Annotated in this window: 20 protein-coding genes and 2 rRNA genes; 21 read left to right on the top strand and 1 reads right to left on the bottom strand. The window is 31.6% G+C overall.

The genetic code is table 11. The features are described from left to right. The 15 genes from ABNK64_RS08840 to rpsR form a co-directional block, all read left to right on the top strand. Positions 1–123 (top strand): 23S ribosomal RNA (locus tag ABNK64_RS08840); the annotation flags it as partial. A gap of 49 nt (positions 124–172) precedes the next feature. Beyond that, positions 173–289, top strand: a 5S ribosomal RNA gene (gene rrf, locus ABNK64_RS08845). Positions 290–372: 83 nt separating this feature from the next. Further along, positions 373–945 (top strand): D-glycero-beta-D-manno-heptose 1,7-bisphosphate 7-phosphatase, encoded by a 573-nt coding sequence (gene gmhB, locus ABNK64_RS08850; protein WP_349764148.1) that lies wholly within the window; start codon positions 373–375, stop codon positions 943–945. Between the two features lie 127 nt (positions 946–1,072). Next, positions 1,073–2,353 carry a UDP-N-acetylmuramoyl-tripeptide--D-alanyl-D-alanine ligase gene (locus ABNK64_RS08855; protein ID WP_349764149.1) on the top strand — a complete coding sequence of 427 codons (1,281 nt, stop codon included), beginning with the start codon at positions 1,073–1,075 and terminating at the stop codon, positions 2,351–2,353. A 9-nt stretch (positions 2,354–2,362) separates the two neighbouring features. Further along, positions 2,363–3,451, top strand: coding sequence for a phospho-N-acetylmuramoyl-pentapeptide-transferase (gene mraY / locus ABNK64_RS08860; RefSeq protein WP_291254932.1), 1,089 nt, complete (start codon positions 2,363–2,365; stop codon positions 3,449–3,451). A gap of 74 nt (positions 3,452–3,525) precedes the next feature. Continuing rightward, positions 3,526–4,827, top strand: a complete 1,302-nt coding sequence (murD, locus tag ABNK64_RS08865; protein WP_349764150.1) for a UDP-N-acetylmuramoyl-L-alanine--D-glutamate ligase — start codon at positions 3,526–3,528, stop codon at positions 4,825–4,827. Between the two features lie 5 nt (positions 4,828–4,832). Then, entirely contained in the window at positions 4,833–5,900 is a 1,068-nt protein-coding gene (gene murG, locus ABNK64_RS08870; RefSeq protein ID WP_349764151.1) for an undecaprenyldiphospho-muramoylpentapeptide beta-N-acetylglucosaminyltransferase, read from the top strand. Position 5,901: 1 nt separating this feature from the next. Continuing rightward, positions 5,902–7,257 carry a UDP-N-acetylmuramate--L-alanine ligase gene (gene murC, locus ABNK64_RS08875; RefSeq protein ID WP_349764152.1) on the top strand — a complete coding sequence of 452 codons (1,356 nt, stop codon included), beginning with the start codon at positions 5,902–5,904 and terminating at the stop codon, positions 7,255–7,257. Further along, entirely contained in the window at positions 7,257–8,105 is an 849-nt protein-coding gene (gene murB / locus ABNK64_RS08880) for a UDP-N-acetylmuramate dehydrogenase (RefSeq protein ID WP_291254936.1), read from the top strand. Before murC ends, murB begins: the two co-directional genes overlap by 1 nt. A 15-nt stretch (positions 8,106–8,120) precedes the next feature. Next, the gene (locus tag ABNK64_RS08885) at positions 8,121–8,987 is read left to right on the top strand and encodes a D-alanine--D-alanine ligase (RefSeq protein WP_300342278.1); all 867 of its coding nucleotides are present in this window, start codon (positions 8,121–8,123) and stop codon (positions 8,985–8,987) included. An 11-nt stretch (positions 8,988–8,998) separates the two neighbouring features. Further along, positions 8,999–9,694, top strand: a complete 696-nt coding sequence (locus ABNK64_RS08890; protein WP_291254938.1) for a cell division protein FtsQ/DivIB — start codon at positions 8,999–9,001, stop codon at positions 9,692–9,694. Further along, positions 9,684–11,012 carry a cell division protein FtsA gene (gene ftsA / locus ABNK64_RS08895; protein WP_291254939.1) on the top strand — a complete coding sequence of 443 codons (1,329 nt, stop codon included), beginning with the start codon at positions 9,684–9,686 and terminating at the stop codon, positions 11,010–11,012. The genes ABNK64_RS08890 and ftsA overlap by 11 nt, the downstream gene beginning before the upstream one ends. Before the next feature lie 19 nt (positions 11,013–11,031). Next, complete coding sequence (ftsZ, locus tag ABNK64_RS08900) at positions 11,032–12,099, top strand: cell division protein FtsZ (protein WP_291254940.1); 1,068 nt, start codon at positions 11,032–11,034, stop codon at positions 12,097–12,099. 100 nt (positions 12,100–12,199) lie between these two features. Continuing rightward, positions 12,200–12,484 (top strand): 30S ribosomal protein S6, encoded by a 285-nt coding sequence (rpsF, locus tag ABNK64_RS08905; protein ID WP_291254941.1) that lies wholly within the window; start codon positions 12,200–12,202, stop codon positions 12,482–12,484. 39 nt (positions 12,485–12,523) lie between these two features. Continuing rightward, entirely contained in the window at positions 12,524–12,742 is a 219-nt protein-coding gene (gene rpsR, locus ABNK64_RS08910) for a 30S ribosomal protein S18 (RefSeq protein WP_005885805.1), read from the top strand. Between the two features lie 127 nt (positions 12,743–12,869). On the opposite strand, the gene rpmB is transcribed toward rpsR, so the two are convergent. Beyond that, positions 12,870–13,127, bottom strand: coding sequence for a 50S ribosomal protein L28 (gene rpmB, locus ABNK64_RS08915; RefSeq protein WP_291254942.1), 258 nt, complete (start codon positions 13,125–13,127; stop codon positions 12,870–12,872). Between the two features lie 168 nt (positions 13,128–13,295). On the opposite strand from rpmB, the gene ABNK64_RS08920 reads away from it, so the two are divergent. The 6 genes from ABNK64_RS08920 to ABNK64_RS08945 are packed head-to-tail and all read left to right on the top strand — an operon-like array spanning position 13,296 to position 20,191. Continuing rightward, complete coding sequence (locus ABNK64_RS08920; protein ID WP_349764153.1) at positions 13,296–15,632, top strand: endonuclease MutS2; 2,337 nt, start codon at positions 13,296–13,298, stop codon at positions 15,630–15,632. Further along, a complete protein-coding gene (ispD, locus tag ABNK64_RS08925) occupies positions 15,608–16,285 on the top strand; it encodes a 2-C-methyl-D-erythritol 4-phosphate cytidylyltransferase (protein WP_291254944.1) in 678 nt (225 codons plus the stop codon). The genes ABNK64_RS08920 and ispD overlap by 25 nt, the downstream gene beginning before the upstream one ends. 19 nt (positions 16,286–16,304) lie before the next feature. Further along, positions 16,305–17,135 carry a nitrilase-related carbon-nitrogen hydrolase gene (locus ABNK64_RS08930; RefSeq protein ID WP_349764154.1) on the top strand — a complete coding sequence of 277 codons (831 nt, stop codon included), beginning with the start codon at positions 16,305–16,307 and terminating at the stop codon, positions 17,133–17,135. Between the two features lie 9 nt (positions 17,136–17,144). Further along, complete coding sequence (locus ABNK64_RS08935) at positions 17,145–18,398, top strand: hypothetical protein (RefSeq protein ID WP_349764155.1); 1,254 nt, start codon at positions 17,145–17,147, stop codon at positions 18,396–18,398. Between the two features lie 9 nt (positions 18,399–18,407). Then, positions 18,408–19,826, top strand: a complete 1,419-nt coding sequence (gene cysS / locus ABNK64_RS08940; RefSeq protein WP_349764156.1) for a cysteine--tRNA ligase — start codon at positions 18,408–18,410, stop codon at positions 19,824–19,826. After that, positions 19,814–20,191, top strand: a complete 378-nt coding sequence (locus tag ABNK64_RS08945; protein ID WP_349764157.1) for a ribonuclease III domain-containing protein — start codon at positions 19,814–19,816, stop codon at positions 20,189–20,191. Before cysS ends, ABNK64_RS08945 begins: the two co-directional genes overlap by 13 nt. Positions 20,192–20,193: the final 2 nt, after the last annotated feature.

A 20,193-nucleotide genomic window follows, 5' to 3' on the forward strand; every position in this document is an offset into this window, starting at 1 on the left:
GAAACTGACTTCAAGATAAGTATTCTTTAAGACTCCTTCGAGCCTAGGAGGTTGATAGGTTGGGGGTGTAAGGGCTGTGAGGCCTTTAGCTGACCAATACTAATAAGTCGAAGTTTTAACCTTAATGATTTTACTATATAGTTTCAAATGTCTATTCTAATAGATATTATAGCTTGGTGAGAAGAGCTACGGGGGTACACCCAGATACATTCCGAACCTGGAAGTTAAGCCCGTAAACGCTGAAAGTACTTGGAGGGAAGCCTCCTGGGAGGATAGGAACTTGCCAAGCTTTTTTTTATTTTTTGGACAATTTTTTAATTAAATATATGATATAATAACATATATTTAATTAAAGTAAAAAGGGTGTGAATTATGAGAAAAGCTGTTATTTTAGATAGAGATGGAACTATAAATGTAGAGAAGGACTATTTACACAGGATAGAGGATTTTGAATTTGAAAAAGGAGCAGTAGAAGGATTGAAGTTACTTGCAGAATTGGGATATATTTTTGTAGTTGTAACTAATCAATCTGGAATAGCAAGAGGCTACTATACAGAGGAAGATTTAATAAAACTAAATAACTATATAAATGAGTGTTTAGAAAAAGAGGGAGTTAAAATAGAGAAGTTCTATTACTGTCCTCATCATCCAGAAAAGGGGATAGGTAAATATAGAGTTGAGTGTAATTGTAGAAAGCCTAATACAGGTATGTTAGAAGAGGCTATAAGAGAGTTTAATATTGATTTAGAGGGGTCTTTTATGGTTGGGGATAATATAAGTGACATAGAAGCTGGAATAAGGGCTAAAGTGACTCCTATACTGGTAAAAACAGGTCATGGAATGGAACATATTGAAAAGATGAATGAGCTAGGAGTACCTATTTATGAAAATCTTTATGAATTTGCCAAAGATTTAAAAAAAGTGTATAAAAATATAACTATTTAGATAGAAAGAACTTTAGAAATTATTATAAAAGTTCATTGTATTATTTGCATATAAATGCTACAATAATATGTTAGTTTAAATAATTATAGAAAGGGAATTATTCTTTGAATAATCATAAGGAAAGAGTATGAAAGTTCTAACTGAAATATTAAAGAGAAAATATAATTTGAATAGTGTTGAAGAGATTTCCAAAGTTGTAATGGACAGTAGAAAAATAGAGAAGAATTCATTGTTTATAGCAATAAATAGCGGAAATAATTATATAGAAGAAGCTTTAGCAAAAGAGGCTTCATTGATAATAGCTGACAACTATTCAGGCGACAATGAAAAAGTTATAGTTGTTGAAGATAGTGTATTAGCTATTCAAGAGTTAGCTTTACAGTATAGAAATGAATTGGGAGTTAAAGTTATAGGGATTACTGGTAGTAACGGAAAGACTACTACTAAGGATATAATCTACTCTATACTTTCACAGAGATATAGATGTAAGAAAACAGAGGGAAACTATAATAATCATATCGGTCTTCCTTTTACTATCTTACAACTTGAAGATAGTGATGAGATAATTGTTTTAGAGATGGGAATGAGTAGTTTTGGAGAGATTGATACACTTTGTAAAATTTCACAACCAAACTATGGAATAATAACAAATATAGGAGACTCACATCTCGAATTTTTAAAAACAAGAGAGAATGTATTTAAAGCTAAAAGTGAGATTGTTAAATATGTAGATAGTGATAAACTATTAGTCTGTGGAGATGATTTTTATTTAAAAAGCTTAAATTCATTAACAGTAGGTTATGGAGCTAATTGCAAATATCAGATTACAGATTTTGTAGATAGTGATAATGGGATAGAGTTAACATTGGATTCTAACCATTATAATGTAAGATTAAATGGAGAACACAACTGTTTAAACTCTGCTATGGGTATAATTATGGGAGAGAGATTTAATTTAAGTTGTGATGAGATTCAAAGGGGATTAGGTAGTTTAAATCTAACTCCAATGAGATTTCAAAAGATTGAGAAAGGTGAAACTATCTATATAAATGATGCATATAATGCTAGTCCTATTTCTATGAGATATTCTTTAGAGACTTTTGATAGATTGTATAATGATAGGGTAAAAATAGCTGTATTAGGAGATATGCTTGAATTAGGGGAAGATGAGATCAAGTATCATAGAGAGGTTTTAGAAAAAGCTAACTCTATAAAAGTTGACAAGATATATGTGTATGGGCCTAGAATGAAGAAGGCTTATGAGATCTTGGAAGATACTAAATTAATAACTCATTTTTCTGATAAGGAGCAGATAAAAGCTGAAATTAGAGAGAGTTTTCCTCAAGCTAAAGCTATCCTATTAAAGGGATCAAGAGGGATGAAAATGGAAGAGATTATAGAAGGATAGGGAGAAGATATGCTGTATTTAATAGGAGAGTACGTTAATAAGTTTCAATTTTTAAAGTCTATTTATTTAAGAAGTTTTATGGCTTTTATTTTAGCCTTTGCTATAGTATTAATAGCAGGGAAGCCTTTCATAAATTATTTAAAAGTAAAAAAATTTGGTGAGAAGATAAGAGAGGAAGGACCTACTTCTCATATGTCAAAGAAAGGTACTCCTACAATGGGAGGGGTATTGATTGTTTTAACTATCTTAGTGACAAATTTATTAATAGCTGATATATCTAATAGAATAATTATATTACTATTGCTAACTATGATGGGATTTGCAGGAATTGGATTTATAGATGACTACAAGAAGTTCACTGTAAATAAAAAGGGATTATCTGGAAAGAAAAAGCTTTTAGGTCAAGGATTAATAGCAATTTTAGTATGGTGTTTTGTAAATTATTTTGGACTTGCTGGAAGTAAGTTGATTGATCTAGCAATAATAAATCCAATCTATTCACACCATATGTTATATTTAGGAAGTTTTGGAATGTTACTATTTATTTTAATAATATTGATGGGAACATCAAATGCTGTAAATATAACAGATGGTTTAGATGGTCTGGCTATAATGCCAATGGTAATATGTTCAGCTATTTTAGGAGTAGTGGCATATTTTACAGGACATATGGAGTTAAGTAATCACTTAAACTTATTTTATATAGAGGGATCTGGAGAGATAACAGTATTTTTATCAGCTGTATGTGGATCAGGGTTAGGGTTTTTATGGTATAACTTCTATCCAGCACAGATATTTATGGGAGATACAGGATCATTGACACTAGGAGGAATACTAGGAGTTGTAGCTATACTATTGAAGCAGGAATTGATACTACCAATAATAGGTGGAGTATTTGTTATGGAAGCTTTATCTGTAATTATTCAAGTTGGATCTTTTAAATTGAGAGGGAAGAGAGTATTTAAGATGGCTCCTATTCATCACCATTTTGAATTGTGTGGACTTGCTGAAACGAAGGTAACAATGAGATTTTGGATAGCAACATTGATGTTTGGAATAATAGCCTTAGGAATAGTGAGAATGAGAGGAATACTTTAAAAACAATATAACCACGGTAATCAACCGTGGTTATAAGTATATCTAGGATAGAAAAAATAAAGAGAGGTAAAACTATGAAAAAAGCAATGGTTTTTGGTGCTGGAGTCAGTGGACTTGGAGCTAAGAAACTTTTAGAACATATGGGGTATGAGGTAATACTTATTGATGATAAAGTTGGATTAAAATCTATAGAGGGGATCGAATTATTAAAAGAGGTTGAGATCTTTATAAAGAGTCCAGGGGTACCATATAATGATTTGGTGCTTGAAGCTAAAAAAAATAAGATAAAAGTTATAGATGAAATTGAATTATGTTATCAATATATGATAAAATATGGTACTACTACAAAGATTATAGGAGTAACTGGAACAAATGGAAAGACAACTGTTACAACTAAGATAACAGAGTTGCTACAATACTCAGGATACAAAGCAAGTTATGCTGGAAATATAGGTGTGAGTCTTGCAGAATTACTTTTAAAAGGTGAGGAGCTAGATTATATTGTTCTTGAATTGAGTTCGTTTCAATTGGAGAATTTAGAGAAGTTTAAACCATATATCTCTTTAGTAACAAATTTAACTCCAGATCACTTAGCTAGATATAAAGATGTTGAAGAGTACTATGATACAAAATTTAACATCTGTAAAAATCAAACTAAAGATGAGTATTTTATATTCAATTTAGATAGTGAGGAGTTATTAAAAAGAGAGAAGTTAATCCTAGCTACTAAGATAGAGGTATCACAGGATAAAAAAGGGGATTGTTATATTGAGGGTGGCAAAATGTATTGGAGAGGTGAAGAGGTTTTAGAGATTGAAAAATTGTCTTTAAAAGGAAAACACAACCTTGAAAATATGTTATTTATTGTCACAGTTGGGAAAATTTGTGGTGTAGACAATCAAAAAATAAGAGAATTTCTATATACAACTAAGACATTGGAACATAGAATGGAAGAGTTCTTCGATTATGGAAAATTGAAATTTATAAATGATTCAAAGGGAACTAATATAGAGTCTACAACATTTGCAGTGGAGGCATTCAAAGGGTGCATATTGATATGTGGTGGTTATGATAAAAAATTGGATTGGACACCTTTAGTTGAGTTGATAAAAAACAGGGTGGATCAAGTTTATTTGATAGGAGATATAGCTGATAAGTTAGAGAGTGAACTTTTGAAGATACAGTATGAGAAGGATAGGATACATCTATTGAGAGATGTTAAAACTTGTTTAGAGGATATAAAGAAAAGATATACTCAGTCTGATGAGAAAATAGTGCTATTCTCTCCAGCAACATCTAGTTATGATCAGTTTAAAAGTTTTGAACACAGAGGACAGGTATTCAAAGAATTAGTGAGAGAGATTTTTGGTAGGTGAGTTATTTGAGAAAAGTAATCTTAACAACTGGAGGAACAGGAGGTCATATTTACCCAGCTCTTTCAGTGGCAGATGAGTTGAGAAGAAGAGGAGTAGAGGTGCTGTTTGTAGGAACAAGCATCAGAATGGAAAAGGATATAGTACCAAAGGCTGGATTTAAGTTTATAGGTTTGAATATAGCTCCTCCAAGAAGTGTAAAAAATATGATAGGCTATGTAAAGGGGATATTTCAAGGGATATCTTTGGTGTTAAAAGAGAAACCAGATGCTATAATAGGATTTGGAAACTATATCTCCATACCAGTATTAATAGGTGGGGTAGTAGCTAGAAGAAAGATATATCTACAGGAACAAAATGCAAATTTAGGAGGGACAAATAAGCTCTTTTATAGATTTGCTAAAAAGATATTCTTAGCTTTTGAAAAAACTTATGATGATATTCCTATAAAATTTCAAAATAAGTGCTTGGTAACAGGAAATCCTTTGAGAGAGGAGATATACAAGATCAAAGGAAGCGAGGAGAGAGAGCGTCTAAAAGTTGAAAAGAACGAGAAGATTCTTTTGATAACTGGAGGAAGTTTGGGAGCTAAGGAGATAAATGACGCACTATTAAAAAATTGGGATAGGGTATTGGAAGATAAAGATTTAAGAATCTATTGGGCTACTGGAGAAAAGAACTATGATGAGATAGTTAAAAGTATAAATAGAATTAAGATCCAAGATACTGTTAGACCATATTTTGATAATATGATAAACATTATGGCAGCAGCAGACTTAATAGTTTGCAGAGCTGGTGCATTGACAATTTCAGAGATAATACAGTTGGGGAAACCGTCAGTAGTTATTCCATATAACTCAATAAAAGTAGGACAGTATGCCAATGGAAAACTCCTAAAAGATGTGGGAGCGGCACAGATGTATAAAAATTCAGAAGCTAGTATAGCAATAGAGAAAGCTTTTGAGCTTTTAGAAAATAAGAGTGAATTAGATGTTATGAAGATAAATATAAAAAATTTGAAAACAGAGAATGCAGTTAAGAAGATTGTTGATTCTCTTGATATTTGGAGGAATTAAGTTGAAAAAAATTTATTTTATTGGGATAAATGGAATAGGAATGAGTGGACTTGCAAAAATTATGAAATGTAAAGGATATGAGGTAGAGGGAACTGACCTAAGCCGTTCATATGTCACTGATGAGTTAGAAAGTATTGGAATTACAGTTCATCAAGAGCATTCAGAGAAAAACTTAGAGGGTAAGGATTTTGATATGATAATAGCTTCAAGTGCTATAAAAAAAGAGAATCCAGAATATATATATGCCTTAGAAAATGGAATAAAAGTAGTAAAAAGAGGAGAGCTATTAGCTATGCTTTTAAATGAAGAGTGTGGAATAGCTTTTGCAGGAACACATGGAAAGACAACAACAAGTTCAATGGCAGCATCTGTTATGTTACCGTTAGATCCAACAATAGTTGTAGGTGGAATCTTACCAGAGATAGGATCCAATGCAAAACCAGGAAAAGCAAGTTACTTTATAGCTGAAGCTGATGAGAGCGATAATTCATTCCTGTATATGAATCCAAAATACTCAGTTATAACTAATATTGAGGCAGATCACTTAGAAAATCATGGATCATTAGAGAATATAATTAAATCTTTCTCAAAATTTATAGATCAAACTTCTGAAGAGGTATTAATATGCTCAGATTGTGAGATCTTGAGAGGATTAGCTGCAACAAAAGAGAACAAGTGTATAAAGAGATACAGTATTAAAGATAGAACTGCAGATATCTATGCTGAAAATATAGAGATTGGAAATGGAAAAACAAGTTATGATGTAAATATAGCTGGAGAAAAGATTGGAAGATTCACTCTATATATTCCAGGAGAGCACAACATATTAAACTCATTACCTGTTATATATCTAGCTTTAAAATTTGGTTTGGAAGAGAAGGATATTGAAAGAGCTTTTGAAAAATTTAGAGGTTCAAAAAGAAGATATGATGTATTATACAGTGGAAATGGAATTAGAGTGATAGATGACTATGCTCATCATCCAACAGAGATAAAGGCAACTTTACAGGGAGCAAGATCAATAGAGAGTAGCAAAATAACTGTAATTTTCCAACCACACCGTTATAGTAGAGTGAAATTCCTATTGGAAAATTTCAAAAATGCTTTTGAAAAAGCTGATGAAGTAGTTCTTTTACCTATATACAGTGCAGGAGAAAAGGATAATTTTGGAGTAACTATTGAGGATTTACAAAATATTATTGAATGTCCAAAGGCTATCCTTGAGAAAAATCCACAAAATATAGATGATATGATAATGGAATTTGAAGGAGATAGAGTATTTATGTTTATGGGAGCTGGAGATATATCGAAGATAGCTCACAGAGTAGCAGAAAAATTGGAAAGGAAATATAGCTAATGAGAGTTTACGAAAATTATAGTGTAAAGAAACATTCTAATATGAAAATTGGTGGAACAGCTAAAAAATTTATAGTTGTTGAAAATAAAGAGGAATTAAAGGATATATTTGAAAATGAAAAAAATATATTCTTAATAGGAAATGGGACAAATACTCTTATAGATGAGGGAGAACTAGATATTACATTTGTTTCATTAAAAGAGCTGAATAAGATAGAGGAGCTTCAAGAGGGATTGGTACGTGTGGAAGCAGGGCTAGACTTTAGTAAGTTGACAGCTTTTATGAATAAAAATAATTACTCAGGTCTTGAAAATCTAGCAGGAATTCCAGGAAGTGTAGGTGGACTTGTCTATATGAATGGAGGAGCCTACGGAAGTGAGATATTTGACTGTATAAAAGAGATTGAGATATTTGATGAGAATCATCAGATAAAGACTCTAAAAAAAGAGGAGATAAATTTCTCATATAGAAGTACAGAGATACAGGAGAAAAAATGGGTAATAATAAGTGCTACATTTGAGTTTAAAAGAGGTTTTGATTTGAAAAAAGTGATAGAGATACAAGCTCTAAGAGAGAGTAAACAACCTCTAGATAAACCAAATTTAGGAAGTACTTTTAAGAATCCAAAGGGGGATTTTTCAGCTAGGCTTATATCAGAAGCAGGTCTTAAGGGGACAAAAATAGGTGGAGCAGAGATATCTCCAAAGCACCCTAACTTCATAGTTAATCATGGGGAAGCAACATTTAAGGATATTGAAGGGATATTAGCTCTTGTTAAGAGTAAGATAAAAGAGCTATATGATGTTGAACTTGAAGAAGAGATAATAATATTAAGAAATAATGGATAATTTTAGAGGTGAAAGATGAGAATAGCAGTATTTATGGGAGGGATCTCTTCAGAGAGAGAGGTATCTTTAAGAAGTGGAGCAGCAATATTAGAGAGCTTAAAAAATCAAGGTTATGATGCATATGGAGTAGATGTAACTGAAGATAATTTAATAACAGCATTCACAGAAAATGAGTATGACTTAGCATATATCGCTCTACATGGTGGATATGGAGAGAATGGAACATTTCAAGGATTATTGGATATGTTAAATAAGCCATATACAGGATCAGGAGCGATGGAAAGTGCTGTAACTATGGATAAAGCCTATACAAAAGCTGTAGCAAAAATGGCTGGAATAAAAGTGGCAAAAACATATAATAGTGTTGAAGAGATAGATGGATTTCCAGTAGTTGTAAAACCTTCAAGAGATGGCTCAAGTGTAGGAATATATTTCTGTAACAATAAAGAGGAAGTTTACAATGCCCTAAAAGAGCTAGAAGGAAAGAGACCTCTAATAGAAGAGATGATACAGGGAGATGAATTAACTGTAGGAGTTCTAAATGGAGAGGGACTAGGTGTATTGAGAATAATACCTAAAAATGAGTTTTATGATTATGAATCAAAGTATGCAGCTGGTGGATCTGTACATGAATATCCAGCAAAGATTGAGAAATCAGCTTATGACAAGGCGATGGAAAATGCAGTGAAAATACACAACATAGTGGGACTAAAGGGAATTTCAAGAAGTGACTTTATGTTAAAAGATGGAGAGGTGTATTTCTTAGAGGTAAACACTTGTCCAGGAATGACAAAAACAAGCTTAATACCAGATTTAGGTACACTTAAAGGATATACTTTTGATGATCTAGTTAGAATTATGGTGGATACTTTTAGAAGATAGGAGAGTTTCTTTTGAAGTTTATAATAAGATTAATTATGATATATCTATTTAGTTGTTTACTTTATTTAATTCCAAGTAAATTTTTAAGTTTAGATTTTTTCAAAATAAAAGAGATAAAAATAGAAGGAAATTCGAAAATTTTATCAAATGAATTGACAGAACTTATAGAAAAACTTTATAATACTAATATATGGGAAATAGATATTAAAAAATTGGAAGAGTATTTAAAACAAGACGTTAGAGTGGAAGATGTAAAAATAGAGAATCCAGATTTAGGCCTTTTAAAAATAAAGATTAAAGAGAAAGAACTAGCTTATTATGTACAGATAAAAGGGAAGGTTTATCTTTTAGATCAAAATGGGAAAATTTTTGGTATGTTAAAGGAGAGACCTGAAAAGGATATTTATTTTATGGTGGCTAAAGACGAGAACGATATAATGAAATTATTAGAACTTTCAAAGGTGTTAGATGACTCTATTCTAAAAAATTTAATTTCCCAAATTTATATTAAAGATAAAGATTGTATAGAGATTATTTTGTTAGATGGAACAATAATTAAAACGAATTTACTTGTAGAGAAAGAGAAGTACAAAATATTAGAAACTTTGTATAATGAGCTTGTAAAAACTAAAAAAGTTGAGTACATTGACATTAGATTTGATGATTTTATAGTTAAGAGTTCAGAGGAGAAAAATAATGGGAAATAGAGGGAAAATATTAAAGACAGTAATTGATATAGGAAACAATAAGATCAAGGCAATTACTGGAGAATTATCAGAAAATGGTGAAGTTTTAAGAGTTCTTAAATATATCGAATCTCCAAGTGAAGGAATGATAAAAAATGATATTAAAGATGGAGAAGCACTATCAAAATCAATAAAAACCGTTATAGATGAATTAGCTAACTACTCTGATGAAGATATTGAAGCAGTGACTGTTGGAATGGGTGGAGAGAGCATAAAATCTAGAACAATAAATGTGGAGATATTTTTTGAAGAGGACGAGATAACAGAAGAACACATTAAATTACTAGTAAAAGAAGCTGAAGAAAAGGTATTAAATGAAGAGGAGCAGATATTAAAAACAGAGATATACAATGTAAAAGTTAATAACTCTGGAATTATTAAAAATCCTTTAGGGCTTGTTGGGACAAAACTACAAGCAGATGTTCATTTGATATTTACTGAGAAAAAAAGAGTAGCTAAGTTAGTGGAGACAATAAATAGAATAGGTATAGATGTAGAGAATATAATCTTAAACGCCTATGCTTCTGCAAAATCAACTCTTGAAGAGGAAGATAGAAGAATGGGAGTTGCCCTTGTAGATATAGGAGAGGGAAGTACAGACATTATACTGTATAAGAATGATAAGATAATCTACACAGAGACTATACCTCTAGGTGGAATGCATTTTAAGAGTGATTTAATGTATATCTTAAAATTAAATGAAGAGGATACAGCTATAGAGATTCTAGATAAGTATAGAGAAAAAGATATATCTCCAGAGGGGTATATCTACTATGGGGAAGGGAAATATATCGCTGCCCTAGAACTTGAAGATTTTATAAATGCCAGAGTGGAGGAGATGATAGATTATATAAATAGCACTATCGAAAAATCTGGATTTACTGGGTATTTAGGAAAAGGTCTTGTCTTAACTGGAGGAGTAGTTTATGATAAGATAATCAATGCTGATAAATTACTTGAAAAGATAAATAAAAAAACAGGGTATGTGGCTAGAAAAGTTTTACCAAGTACATTTAGTGGTCTTGATAGTGTAAATACAAGTATGGCAACTGCAATAGGACTATTTTATGAAGTTATGGAAGAAGAAGACCAAAAAATAAGAACAGGAAGTTATACTCATCAAGAGATAGAGTTAAAAAATGAAAAGATTGAGCAAGAGATAAAAGAAGATGAGAAATTAATAGAAACAATAGAAGATGAGTTACAAAAAACAGAGGATATAAAACAGGAAAATAAAATGATGAAAGCTATAAAAAATTGGTTTTCAAATTTCATATAATTAGGGAGGGTAGAGAAGTATGTTAATGGATCAAGATTTGGTAAAGATAAAAGTGCTAGGAGCAGGTGGAGCAGGTGGAAATGCAATAAATGATATGATCTCTTCAGGAGTAGGAGGAGTGGAGTATATCGCAGCAAATACAGATGCTCAAGATTTAGGAAAATCATTAGCTGACATAAGAATACAACTAGGGGAGAAGTTAACTAGAGGATTGGGAGCAGGTGCTGACCCAGAGATAGGAAGACAAGCAGCAGAGGAAGATGTTGAAAAGATAAAAAATCTATTAGAAGATACAGATATGTTATTCATAACTGCAGGAATGGGTGGAGGAACAGGAACTGGATCAGCTCCAGTAATAGCAAAAGTTGCTAAAGAGTTGGGAGTTCTTACTGTTGCTGTTGTAACTAGACCATTCTCATTTGAAGGAAGAAAGAGAAAGAATAATGCAGATGTTGGAATTGAAAATCTAAAGAAAGCTGTAGATGCTTTAGTAATTATACCGAATGATAAGTTATTTGAGTTACCAGATAAAACAATAACTTTACAGAATGCTTTTAAAGAAGCTAACAATATCTTAAAGATAGGTATTAGAGGTGTAGCAGACCTTATGATAGGAAACGGACTTATCAACCTAGACTTTGCAGATATTAAAGCTACAATGTTAGATTCAGGAGTGGCTGTATTAGGATTTGGAGAGGGAGAAGGAGAGAACAGAGCTATAAAAGCTACTGAAAAAGCATTACAATCTCCATTACTAGAGAAATCTATACTAGGTGCTAGCAAAATACTTATCAATATAACAGGAGCTCCAGATATAACTCTTATGGAAGCACAAACTATATCTGATATGATTAGAGATGCAGCTGGAAAAACTGCTGATGATGTAATGTTTGGACTAGTTATTGAACCTGAATTTGGAGATAGAGTTCAAGTAACTATAATAGCAAATAACTTTGCTAATGAAGAGGAAAAAAATGAGCCTTTTATAAATGTGGATATAGCTAAAACTGAAAAAGTAGCTACTGAAACAAAAGAGGAAGCTGAAAAACCAAACTTGGATCTACCACCTTGGGTAAGAAAAAGATAAAAATAGCTTGAAAAATTTAATAAAGTGTGATAGAATATAAAACGACCCTGCTCAAAAACGTTTGTGTTTTGGGCTAATACCATAGGGAGGAGGTTAAAAGATGAAAAAATACGAAATTATGTTCATTATCAACCCAACTATACTTGAAGAAGGTAGAGAGGCTGTTATTGAAAAAGTAACTGGAGTTTTAACTGCTGCAGGAGCAACTATTCAAAAGAGCGAGAAATGGGGAGAAAGAAAATTAGCTTATCCTATCGATAAGAAAAAGACTGGTTTCTACGTATTAACTACTTTTGAAATTGACGGAACTGTATTATCAGATGTTGAATTAAAACTAAACATCGTAGAAGAAGTATTAAGATACATCATAGTTAAGCAAGACTAATAATCAGTTAATGTTAAAAATCAAGAGGAGGTTATAAAAATGGCAGAATTCAGAAGAAGAAGAGCTAAATTAAGAGTTAAAGCTGAAGAAATTGATTATAAAAATGTAGACCTTTTAAAAAGATTCGTATCTGATAAAGGAAAAATCAATCCTTCAAGAGTAACTGGAGCTAACGCTAAGTTACAAAGAAAGATAGCTAAAGCTATAAAAAGAGCTAGAAATATCGCTTTAATTCCTTATACAAGAATTGAAAAGTAATTTATTAGACTGGAAGAGATTCCAGTCTTTTTTCTTTTTTGCTCTCTAGATTATATCAAATCAATTTTACAAAAAAATAAAAAAAGACATGCTCTTGATAAAGCTGTCTTTTTTATTGACTTAAAAACTATTTAGCCATAGCTTTTTGAAGTCTAGTACTTAAAGTAGCTGCGTTAGCTTTTAAGAATTTCATAACTTCTACATCGTTAAGTCCTTTTAAAGTTTTTAAAGTTCTTGAACAAACTTTTACTTTAACAGAAGTTCCATTTACGTTGATAGAAGTAACTTGTAGGTTAGGTTTCCAAACTCTTCTAGTTAATCTGTGTGAGTGAGAAATTTGGTTTCCGCTGATTAGTCCTACTCCTGTAATTTCACATCTTTGCATTCTAATTCTCTCCTTTCCTAAAATCACTTACATACACAATGCATATAATTGTATCATTAAATCAAGGAAATTTCAAGTTTTTTTTAAATTTTCTTGAATAAACTTAGGAAAATAAAAGATTTATGGTATAATAAAAAATGAATGTAATAAAAATATAGGGAGAAAAAAATGAACGGACATAGTTATAAAGTATTAGAATTTGATAAATTAAGAGAAGAATTAGCTAACTATAGCGTTATAGAAGAGAATCATTATAAAATAATGAATTTATCTCCAATGAGAGATTTTAGTTCTGTAAATAGAGAACTGGATATTTTAAGAGATTTTATGGATTTCCTAAAGTTTGATGGTGGATTTGAAACTGCTGGAATGAAAGATATATGTAAGATGACAGAAAAATCTCAACTTATAGGAACATACCTAGATGTTGAAGATCTATGGGATATAAACTATAACCTAAGAATTTTTAGATTGTTTAAAACAAGACTAGAGGATCTAGGAAAATATAGAGATTTAAGAGATAGATATCACGATATTCCTGTGATGAGAGGTATAGAGGATATTATAAATAAGGCTATTGATAACAATAAAAAGATAAAAGATGATGCCTCTTTAGATTTGAGAGATATAAGATTTCATAAGAAAACTTTGACTATGAATATAAAAAGAAAGTTTGAGGATCTTTTTGATGAGCCAAGTTTATCAAAAGCTTTTCAAGAGAGAATAATCACTGAGAGAGATGGAAGAAGTGTTGTACCTGTAAAATCTGATTTTAAAGGTCTTATAAAGGGAATAGAGCACGATAGATCTTCTAGTGGACAGACTGTATTTATAGAACCACTTTCAATAGTAGCATTAAACAACAAGATGAGAGAGTTGGAGCTAAAGGAGAAAGAGGAGATAAGAAAGATACTGTTGAGAATAACTGAGCATGTAAGAAATGAGAGAGAGAGTATTGATGCAATAGGTGAGGCAATTTTATCTCTTGATATCTTGAATGCAAAGGCAGTATATGGTTTGGAGAAAAATTGTGTCATTCCACATATAAATAATAGAGAGATGTTGAGTTTAGTGGAGGCTAGACACCCATTTATTCCTGCTGATAAAATAGTACCACTAACATTTGAGATAGGAAGAGAGTATAATACTCTTTTAATTACTGGACCGAATACTGGAGGAAAGACAGTAGCTTTAAAGACAGCAGGATTACTTACATTGATGGCTCTATCTGGAATTCCAATCCCTGCTAATGAGCATACAAGTATAGGATTTTTTACAGGAGTGTATGCTGATATAGGTGATGAACAGAGTATAGAGCAATCACTATCATCTTTTTCTGCTCACTTAAAAAATGTACAGGAGATACTAGTAAGTGTAAATAAAAGTTCACTTGTATTATTAGATGAGTTAGGATCAGGAACAGATCCTGCTGAAGGATCAGCTTTTGCTATGGCAGTTATTGATTATTTAAGAGATAGAAAGTGTAAATCTTTTATTACAACACATTATAGTGAAGTAAAAGCTCATGGGTATAATGAAGAGGGAATAGAAACTGCTTCAATGGAGTTTGATGTAAATACTCTTTCACCAACATATAGATTATTAGTAGGTATTCCTGGTGAGAGTAATGCTTTGACAATTGCTAAGAGATTGGGAGTGTCAGAAGAGGTAATAGAGAGAGCTAAGAGCTACATAGGTGACGATAATAAGAAGATAGAGAAGATGATAGCTAATATCAAAGAGAAATCAGATGAATTAGAGGCTATGAAGCAACAGGTTGAACTTTTAAAAGCAGCAGCACAGAGAGATAGAGATGAGTATGCTGAAAAGTTGAGAGTATTGGAAAAAGAGAAAAATGAGATTTTAAAAGAAGCTTATGAAAAAGCTGATAGAATGATGAAAGAGATGCAAGCAAAAGCTGTGGCATTAGTAGAGAAGATTCAGAAAGAAGAGAATAAAAAAGAGGATGTAAAAAATGTTCAAAAGAGCTTGAATATGCTTAGATCAGCACTTCAAGATGACAGAAACAAAAATGTAGAGCAAAAGCCAAAAGTTGCAAGAAAAGTGGAGTATAAAGTTGGAGATAAGGTATTTGTAAATAGTTTAAATCAATTTGCAAATGTCTTAAAGATAAATGGTGGAAAAGAGACTGTCCAAGTACAAGCTGGAATCTTAAAATTAGAAGTATCTATGGATGATGTAAAAGTTGTCAAAGAGAAAGCTAAAAAAGAGTATAATACATTCTCGCATACAAAAACTTCTGTAAGAAATGAGATCGACTTAAGAGGAAAGATGGTAGATGAAGCTGTATATGAATTGGAAACATATTTGGATAGAGCGGTTATGAACTCATATACTGAAGTCTATGTAATCCATGGAAAAGGTACAGGAGCATTGAGAGAGGGAATATTGAACTATCTAAAAAAATGTAGATATGTAAAAGAGTACAGAATAGGAGGACATGGAGAAGGAGGACTAGGATGTACAGTGGTAACCTTAAAGTAACTCTTATTTTAGCTGCTGCTGGAGTAGGAAAGAGAATGGGCTTGGGTTATCCAAAACAATTTTTAGAGTATAGAGAGAAACCTCTCTTTATACTCCCTTTAGAGGTAGCACAAAAGAGTGAGATCATAGATGAAATAATAGTAGTAACAAATGGTGAAAATATAGAGCTAGTAAGGAATCACTGTGAAAAATATGGTATTAAAAAGCTAATTAAAGTAGTAGCAGGAGGAGCAGAGAGACAAAACTCTATATATAACGCCTTAAAGTGTGATAATGAGAGCGATATAATTCTTGTACAAGATGGAGTGAGACCATTTTTTAAAGAGAGGTATATAGAAGAGTGTTGCAAGGTGGTAGTTGAGGAGAGAGCTGGAGCTGTTATTGGAGTTAGAGTAAAGGACACTATAAAAGTTATAGATGAAAACTTTGAAGTGAAGAGTACTCCAATGAGAGCTAATTTGATAGCTGTACATACTCCTCAAGCCTTTGATGGAAAACTATTAAAAGAAGCTTATGAGAGAGCTGAAAGAGATGGATTTTTAGGAACTGATGATTCCTCTTTGGTAGAGAGAATTGGAGGTAGGGTTAAAATAGTCTTGGGAGATTATGATAATATTAAAATTACAACACAAGAGGATTTAAGATTTTTGTAGTTGAAGGATAGGTGAAAAAATGAAAGTATATATGGGACAGATGAAGCCAACTCTAGGAAATGTAGAGAAAAACTTAGAGATGATGGTAGAACATATAGATAGAGCGATAGAGGAGAAAAGCGATATAATTGTATTCCCAGAGTTGTCTTTAACAGGATACTCTCTTGAGGATATAGTTTTTGATGTAGCAATAAAAGAGATACCTAGTGTTCTTTTAGAAAAAAGTAAGGAGATCAGTATAGTATTTGGAGCTGTGGAGTTGGGAAAAGAGGATTATCCATATAATACTGCTTACTATTTAGAAGATGGAAGATTACTACACAAACATAGAAAAGTTTATCTACCAGATTATGGAGTTTTCTATGAGGGTAGATACTTTATGGCTGGAAATAAATTTAGAGCCTTTGATACAAAGTTTGGAAGAGTGGGAATGTTAGTTTGTGAAGATACTTGGCACCAATCAGCTCAATATATCTTAGCTCAAGATGGAGCAAAATATGTGTTCGTACTATTCAATTCACCAACTGTAATTGGAAAGAAAAAAGAGGATATTTCGGCTCAGTGGAAGTCTATATTGAAGAGCAATTCACTTTTGAATGGAGTGTATTCAGTAGGTGTCAACAGAGCTGGAGTGGAAGATGGAACTACCTTCTTTGGAAACTCATTTGTAGTAGCTCCAAACGGAGAGGTAATAGCTGAGGGGAAATACTTAGCTGAAGATGGAATCTGTTGTGAATTAGATGAGGCTCAATTGAGAAGAGCTAGATTTAAAGCTCCAATGTTTAAAACTGAAAATATAAACTTAACTAAAAAAGAGTTGGAGAGAATAGAAAATAAAAGATTTCAATAGGAGTGAACTATGAAAAAAGTAATTGGAATAATATTAGCTATAATACTGATTTTTTTAGGAGGAACTTTAGGTTATACATTGATATATAAGGCTACTCCAAGAGATTTTATAACAGAGGATACAAGGATAGTATATGCCAATGAAAATATTAAAAATAAGGATTTTACCCCAATTTTATATCTATTAGATGATGATGAGGTTAAAGATAAAGTAAAAAAAGATATTAAAAATTTAAGATACTTATCAAAATTTTATCTTTTTTCAGATAAGGAGTTTTATGAGATAAGTGAAAAGAGTTTTACAGCAGTAGTAGATCCAGGATATTGGTATTTTACAGCTTTAAAAAGTCTAGATAAGTATTTTCAATATGAGAATGGGATATATATCTTAAAAGATGAATACAGAGAGAAGTATTTACCTGAGATTAAATCAGATATCTTTATGAAAAATTATAGAGGATTATTCATAGTGTCATTGGGAGAAAAAAATATTAAAGATTTTATAGCAAAAGATAGAAAATCTTTATATAATAAAGAGATGGAGAGAGAGCTTGATATGAGTTCTAACAATCTTTTTGGAACACTTGTTTATAATAATAAGGGCAATGATTTTTATGGTGTGGAGTTATTATCAGCCAGTGCTGACTTGAATAGAGATAGGGCTTTTTCAACTGATAAGATCTATATCAATGAAAAAGAGAGCGAGATCTTAAAGACAGATATGGTAAAGAGAGAGCTAACAAAATATGTAAAGAAAAATGATATATATTTTTCAGTAAATGATTTCTCAAAATTGGATAAGATAATATTTAATTCTCTAATTACTAGAACAGGTGTGGATAGTAGGACTATGTTATCAATTTGGAAGAATATTTTTGGAATAGATATTGAGGAGATCTTGAAAGAGATAGATGGAGAGATAATTTTTAGACCAAGGGAATCAGCTGTAATGGTAAAATTAAAGGAGAACACTCCTGAAATAAGTAGATTGTTATCTCTATTAAAAGATGAAAACTCAACATTTTTTACAGAGAATGCTATAGAGTTGAATGGAAATATACTTAAGATAGGAAATAGTAAATTCGAGGAGAATCCAAATCCTTATAAAATAAGTGCTGAGACATTCTGTTTTGGAGAGATTACTTCAGAAGAGTTTATAGATATTCAAGGAATTGAAGGAACTGTAAGAGGAGAGAGTCAAATAATAACAATAGAGTCAGAGATGTCCATAGATATATTAAAAAAATTAATAAATGAGTATTAGGAGGATAGAATGATAAAGATATATAATACTCTTACTAGAAAGTTAGAAGAGTTTAAGCCTGTAAAAGAAGGGGAAGTATCAATGTATGTTTGTGGTCCTACTGTATATAACTACATTCATCTTGGAAATGCTAGACCAGCAATATTTTTTGATACAGTAAGAAGATATTTTGAATTTAGAGGTTATAAAGTAACTTATGTTCAAAATTTTACAGATGTAGATGATAAAATAATAAAAAAAGCTAATGAAGAGGGAGTTAGTTCTCAAGAGATAGCTACAAAATATATTCAAGCTTACTTTGAAGATACAGCAAAGGTAAACTTGAAAGAAGATGGAATGATAAGACCTAAGGCAACTGAGCATATAGGTGGAATGATAAAAATTATAAAGACTCTAATAGAAAAGGGACACGCATATGAATCTCAAGGAGATGTATACTTTGATGTTGAGTCATATAAAGATGATTATTTAGGATTATCTCATCAAAATCTAGAGGATTTAAGAAGTGGAGCTAGAATAGAGGTAAGTGAGATAAAAAAATCTCCTTTGGATTTTGCACTTTGGAAAAAAGCAAAAGAGGGAGAACCAAGCTGGAACTCACCTTGGGGACAGGGAAGACCAGGGTGGCATATTGAGTGTTCAGCAATGTCTCACAAATATTTAGGAGAAACTTTTGATATTCATGGTGGAGGACAGGATCTAATATTCCCACACCACGAGAATGAGATAGCACAATCTAAATGTGCTTGTGGTGGAGAGTATGCAAGATATTGGATACATAATGGGTATATAAATATTAATGGAGAGAAGATGTCAAAATCTTTAGGAAACTTCTTCCTATTAAGAGATGTATTGGAGCATTATGATGGTAGAATTATAAGATTATTTATTTTAAGTTCTCACTACAGAAAGCCGATAGATTTTTCAGATGCAGAGTTAACTCAAGCTAAAACATCTCTAGAGAGAATAGAAAATGCTGTAATGAGAGGTAAGGAAGCTCTAGTTGAAATATCTTCTAATGGAAGTTCTTGTGTTGAATTAAAAGAGCAATTAGCTTTGGCAAAAGAGAAGTTTGTATCAGCTATGGATGAAGATTTTAACACATCTATGGGACTTGGAGCTATCTTTGAACTAGTAAAAGAATTAAATAAAGCAGTTGATTCACCTATAAATAGTGATGGTGCTGAAGTTGTAAAAGAGAGTATTGAATATATAGATACAGTAATGAGTGAAGTTTTAGGTGTAAAATTAAAATTAGAAAATGTAGTAGGAAATTTAACTTCAGAATTGGTAGAATTTATACTTGAAATGAGAAGAGAAGCAAGAGCTGAAAAGAATTGGGCAATGTCAGATAAGATAAGAGATAGATTGGCAGAGATGGGCATAAAAATAAAAGATGGAAAGGACAAAACTACATGGACAATGTAGACTTAAGAGAGACAAGTGGTGTGGTATTAGCTTATTTAGGTGATTCAATTTGGGAATTAAATATTAGAAAATATTGGATATCTAAAGGATTAAATCTGCATAACTTAAATAAAAGGGTTAAAAATTGTGTAAATGCTAAAAAACAGAGTGAACTTTATAGAGAAATTTTTCCAATGCTAGAGGAGAAATTTAAAATGCTAGGAAATAGAGCAAAAAATGGAAATATCAAAAGTTTCCCTAAATCATGTAGTGTACAGGAGTACAGGGAAGCTACTGCATTTGAAGCTTTGATAGCAGGATTTTATGTTGAAGGAAGAGATGAATTGATAGAGTTAGCTATAAAATTATGTGTGGAGGAGAAGTAAAA

This window comes from Fusobacterium sp. SYSU M8D902, from assembly GCF_040199715.1.
GTDB lineage: Bacteria > Fusobacteriota > Fusobacteriia > Fusobacteriales > Fusobacteriaceae > Fusobacterium_A.

What these genes read in the sequence shown, in the direction of transcription:
- ftsA (WP_291254939.1), top strand. Translation starts at nt 9,684, where the DNA reads ATGGGAAATAGAGGGAAAATATTAAAGACAGTAATTGATATAGGAAAC.
- mraY (WP_291254932.1), top strand. Translation starts at nt 2,363, where the DNA reads ATGCTGTATTTAATAGGAGAGTACGTTAATAAGTTTCAATTTTTAAAG.
- cysS (WP_349764156.1), top strand. Translation starts at nt 18,408, where the DNA reads ATGATAAAGATATATAATACTCTTACTAGAAAGTTAGAAGAGTTTAAG.
- gmhB (WP_349764148.1), top strand. Translation starts at nt 373, where the DNA reads ATGAGAAAAGCTGTTATTTTAGATAGAGATGGAACTATAAATGTAGAG.
- ftsZ (WP_291254940.1), top strand. Translation starts at nt 11,032, where the DNA reads ATGTTAATGGATCAAGATTTGGTAAAGATAAAAGTGCTAGGAGCAGGT.
- ABNK64_RS08855 (WP_349764149.1), top strand. Translation starts at nt 1,073, where the DNA reads ATGAAAGTTCTAACTGAAATATTAAAGAGAAAATATAATTTGAATAGT.
- murD (WP_349764150.1), top strand. Translation starts at nt 3,526, where the DNA reads ATGAAAAAAGCAATGGTTTTTGGTGCTGGAGTCAGTGGACTTGGAGCT.
- ispD (WP_291254944.1), top strand. Translation starts at nt 15,608, where the DNA reads ATGTACAGTGGTAACCTTAAAGTAACTCTTATTTTAGCTGCTGCTGGA.
- ABNK64_RS08930 (WP_349764154.1), top strand. Translation starts at nt 16,305, where the DNA reads ATGAAAGTATATATGGGACAGATGAAGCCAACTCTAGGAAATGTAGAG.
- ABNK64_RS08935 (WP_349764155.1), top strand. Translation starts at nt 17,145, where the DNA reads ATGAAAAAAGTAATTGGAATAATATTAGCTATAATACTGATTTTTTTA.
- ABNK64_RS08945 (WP_349764157.1), top strand. Translation starts at nt 19,814, where the DNA reads ATGGACAATGTAGACTTAAGAGAGACAAGTGGTGTGGTATTAGCTTAT.
- ABNK64_RS08920 (WP_349764153.1), top strand. Translation starts at nt 13,296, where the DNA reads ATGAACGGACATAGTTATAAAGTATTAGAATTTGATAAATTAAGAGAA.
- rpsR (WP_005885805.1), top strand. Translation starts at nt 12,524, where the DNA reads ATGGCAGAATTCAGAAGAAGAAGAGCTAAATTAAGAGTTAAAGCTGAA.
- ABNK64_RS08885 (WP_300342278.1), top strand. Translation starts at nt 8,121, where the DNA reads ATGAGAATAGCAGTATTTATGGGAGGGATCTCTTCAGAGAGAGAGGTA.
- rpsF (WP_291254941.1), top strand. Translation starts at nt 12,200, where the DNA reads ATGAAAAAATACGAAATTATGTTCATTATCAACCCAACTATACTTGAA.
- rpmB (WP_291254942.1), bottom strand. Translation starts at nt 13,127, where the DNA reads ATGCAAAGATGTGAAATTACAGGAGTAGGACTAATCAGCGGAAACCAA.
- murB (WP_291254936.1), top strand. Translation starts at nt 7,257, where the DNA reads ATGAGAGTTTACGAAAATTATAGTGTAAAGAAACATTCTAATATGAAA.